We start from the raw sequence: 3895 nt of genomic DNA, 5'->3' as shown, positions 1-3895 counted from the left end.
GGTGAGGAGAGTGCTTTCGCCGCGGCTTCCGAAACCGTCGACATCGCAGCCAGAATCTCATCGCCCAGGTCTGTCAGGATTTGATTGCGGTCGGCCTTTCCGGACAAAATATCGAATTCACTCATCTTAGCGTTGTCTCGGCGGAATGGCACACCTATCTAAGTCAGGCTCCGGCATCGCAACGGTGCCGGCATCAGCAAATCGAAGGAAGGGGAAGTTAGGGGGCTCGAGGTCATCGAGCAGTCCGATCTGCATCGCTGGGCTGGGCTTTATTGCTGAATGGTCCGCACCAAACATTCCAGCACACTCAGTATCAAAATCCGTTACGAGTCCGGTGCCGCGCTAGGTTTAAGCAATGGTGCTCCTGTAGACCAGACAGTCTTGGCGCTGAGTCGAGCCCGAGTGCCTCCCGCTCCTTGGTCCCCAACCTGCCGCTCACTAAGACCGTGCCGTCGTCCGCAAAACTCACCAGACCACGGTCGAACGCCGCGTCCCAAAGGGCGGAAAGCAACAACCCGTTGTAGACATCTAGGCGTTCTTCGTCAGTGCAATCCGCCCAAGGCACGATATGGGAGGCGCGGAGCAGGGCGGGCTCCGTGATTCCCGTAATTGGGCAGCGTCCACCCCAGTAATCCATTAAGGCATCCCGAAAGATGTCCTGACCAATGCGTTGGACTACTAATCGCTCGGCTTCGGTCGTGCGAGGCAGCTTCGCTGTCGCCTTGCGAAAACGCTCGAGAGGCGCATCAGGCAGACTCACCGACAGTTTGTAGACGCGATCGAGTGCGGCGTAGAGATCCGGAAGCGTCGGAAAGCTGAGAGTTAGAAGTCCTGGACCCGATATGGGTAATTGCGAAGAGACACCGATCTCATGAGCTACACCGGAATGGTCGATGGACAGCAACCACGGCCCTTTGCCGGAACAGCTCCCAATCCAGATCGAACCAGGCGCCGAGGTTGAGCTATATTGCAGCCAACCCCCGCTGATACCGCGTTCAAGCCGATAGCCGTTCTCCGAAGCCGCCTTTTGCGCCTCGGTGCGCGCGATAAAGCCGGGCGGGCTTTCGAGAGCCATGACCATCGTCAGTTCCGGCCCGGCGTCATGTATGCGCCGGCAGGGCGACGGGATCGTCCGTAGTGTTGGGTGTTGGCCAGACCTTGATCGCGAGTTCGGCCAATCGCTGCGCTCGCCTTACAATAGCTTGCTCGTCCCATCGCGACTCCGCCGCGACGTCCTGATTGAGCCGCAATAGTGATGCATGAAGGCGTGCCTTCTTTTCCGGATCGAATGCGTAGTTCAGGACTTCGATATTCGCCGGCTTTGTGAGAAGCGTCAGGTTGCCCAGCACGTGGACTACGGCCTTACGCCGTTCGACCATCGTGCGCTGTTCATCGGAGAGTCCGTATATCAGATCAGGTGGCGCATTCGAACCGTCAGGAAGTGGCCAATGCTCATACCAGGTTTGCGGAAGGATGTGTTCGATTTCGAGGTCCGGCTTGAGGCCCTCGACCTCATCATATTCGTCGCGCGACTCGAACTCGAGTTCACGGAAAATGTGCCGCAAGCGCGGACGTGGTATGTCCTCATACGCTGATTTGGTCGCGAAGGCTTGGCTCAGGTCTTGATCGCTGGGGAATAAATTGGATGATCCGCTAAACTCCGTGAAGGCGATGCGTAGCGCCTCGAGCGATCCACCGCTTTCACGAGCAATCGTAGCCAGGCGAAGGAATGTCGTGTTGTAATTTTTCGGAGTCAGGCCGCAGATCGCCCGGCGGACCACGTAGGACTCGATCAGCCGGTACACCGCCTGTCGCGCATGCTCATCTGAAGTCGCGGCGTTCAAAGCGAACACCAAGGGATAGGCCGTTCGCATTTCGAAGACCTCAAGCGCATAGGCAAGCCTTGCTAGCGGCCCAGGCTCAGACGAAACTAGGGCACGGTACGTTGGCGCATGCTTCCGCAAAACCTGAAGTTCTGCTTCAACACTCGGGTACTTGCGATCTGTGCTGTAGCGTTTGTAAGCGGCATACAATTCGTTGAGCAGCGTCTCCTTTCCGGTCTCCGCGGCGAGGGTATTGGCAAGGAAGAAGTCCATCCGCGGTTTGGTAATGCGTCCCTGAGTGGCTCTTTCTTTCCAGAACGGTGTCTCGAACATTGCCCAACCCGTGTCCATCAGGTCCTCGATGTTCTCGTTGTTGCGCGCGGCCCGATGAAAAACGTCGTTGCGGACGAGATCCATCGCAGCCAGCGGCTCGCCGCCGAAATTGAGGGTCTCAAAGATGACCTGAGCGTCGTCCGTTTCCGCCAGCGTGATAACGATCAGGTGCATATCCTGAAGCATTGCTTCGAGTAGCGCTCGCAGCCGCATACCGGGGTTGTCTGCCTCATCAATGAACTCAGCAGATCTCTCTCGGATGTACCACCAAGCTGCTAGCGGCTTCGGCGGAGACACGCCCTTTTTTCTGAGCTGTCCAGCCTGAGTGAAGTACGGTGCGTAGGCCTCTTGCAGTGCGGCAAGTGGCATCGTCATTAGTTCGCGAAAAAGCGACCGGTCCAGCCGAGTGGGTTCAAGTTTGAAGCGCTCAGATCTTTTGTCCTGCATTGACGCTTCGTCGAGATTGAAGAGCAATGGTCGGATTTGATCGGCAATCGACTGCTCATCACGTTCGAGCGCGAGGTCGCGCAGCGCTGCGAGCGCGATCTGAAACGTCGTGATGCGTTGCTGGCCATCGACAATGTCGAACACTGGAATACGGCCGAACACAAAGCCGGAGCGCGGGATGAGCAGTAGTGCACCCATATAGTGGAGGAAGCGCGCCGGCTCGCTGGCAAGACGCCCCTCCGCCTTGGCCTCAACATAGTCCATCAGCGTATCGATCTGGCGCTCAGGTGTCCACTCGTAGGTGCGCTGATAGATTGGTACGACGAGGCGCTTTGAATCGGCGAATACACCCCCGATAGCCATGTCCCGCGGCTCCATCTAACTTTTCCCCCAGATCGTTCCTTGGTTGTGTAATTCTTCCTTTGGCGATCGTTCGCCGCAAGCTCTGACCTAGCGATGCAGCATTCATCTTAACGTCGGATTCTTTGGTCTGCAGCCCACGGAAGTTTCTAACGCTAATCTGCTCGGCCCGCGAGTTCCAGTTCTTGTCTAACCCGATATGCTCGTCCAAGTCGAATTGCCGTCAAAATCGAATCGTAAATATCAAGTACGCATTGCTTGGTTTTGAATTCGCCGAATGTCTGCTCTTCCTTCCTCCGAACACCCGGAAATGAATCCAGAACATGTGCAATAGCGTCACGCGGAGTGGAGAAATATCTTTGCAATTTTGCAAAACGATTCTCTCGCTCAGCTTCCTTCCAGGCTCCGTCCGGAGTGCTCGGAAAATAAAGATGAAAGAACGCGGCGTCCAACTCGCACCGAAGCAAGAAGCGGCGCCGTTCGTCCCAAGTAAACGGCTGACCAGAAAATCCGCAACCTTCTGCAAAGGAGTTAAGGTCGTGAGCCGTATAGATTAGCTCAAGGGCTCTCGGTAATATCCAATCCTCGACTGTCTGAATCTGGTCTGCCCACGGGCATTTCTGAGCAAACGCATTCGGTGGAAGAACGGCAAGCTGTTCCACGATGTAACCACCCAAATTCGTCCCTCCTATTTTCTGTCGTGCAACATAGTCGAACACAAAAGAAGATAAGTTCGCCACTAAACAGGCTACTTCCGGTGCAGGGAAACGAACAAACACTGACGGTAATTTGTCATTCGAAGGAAGGCGGGGTCGAACTGAAAATATTGCGGTCCGTTCGTTCGTCGCGTTTGTTACGTCGCGCATCGACAAAAACCAGGCAGGATTCCAATTCCTGCCGTCCATACGGTCTACAAATGATGAATGCCTCAC

General features: G+C 55.7%; 2 protein-coding genes and 1 pseudogene. All 3 read right to left on the bottom strand.

Annotated elements, in window-relative coordinates:
* Window positions 1-313: 313 nt before the first annotated feature.
* Window positions 314-1081 (bottom strand): HNH endonuclease, encoded by a 768-nt coding sequence (locus WCB02_RS21100; protein WP_423961078.1) that lies wholly within the window; start codon window positions 1079-1081, stop codon window positions 314-316.
* Between the two features lie 19 nt (window positions 1082-1100).
* Window positions 1101-2981, bottom strand: a complete 1881-nt coding sequence (locus tag WCB02_RS21095) for a DUF262 domain-containing protein (RefSeq protein ID WP_423961076.1) — start codon at window positions 2979-2981, stop codon at window positions 1101-1103.
* A gap of 137 nt (window positions 2982-3118) precedes the next feature.
* Window positions 3119-3895: pseudogene (locus WCB02_RS21090) on the bottom strand (hypothetical protein); the annotation flags it as partial.

The sequence above is a fragment of the Bradyrhizobium sp. genome (assembly GCF_049581145.1).
GTDB lineage: Bacteria > Pseudomonadota > Alphaproteobacteria > Rhizobiales > Xanthobacteraceae > Bradyrhizobium.
Note: the sequence above shows the minus strand (reverse complement) of the source record. Positions and strands in the feature narration are given on the sequence as shown.

Bases quoted from the DNA above. Each gene is read 5' to 3' on its own strand.
- WCB02_RS21095 (WP_423961076.1), bottom strand. From the start codon at position 2,981: ATGGAGCCGCGGGACATGGCTATCGGGGGTGTATTCGCCGATTCAAAG.
- WCB02_RS21100 (WP_423961078.1), bottom strand. From the start codon at position 1,081: ATGGTCATGGCTCTCGAAAGCCCGCCCGGCTTTATCGCGCGCACCGAG.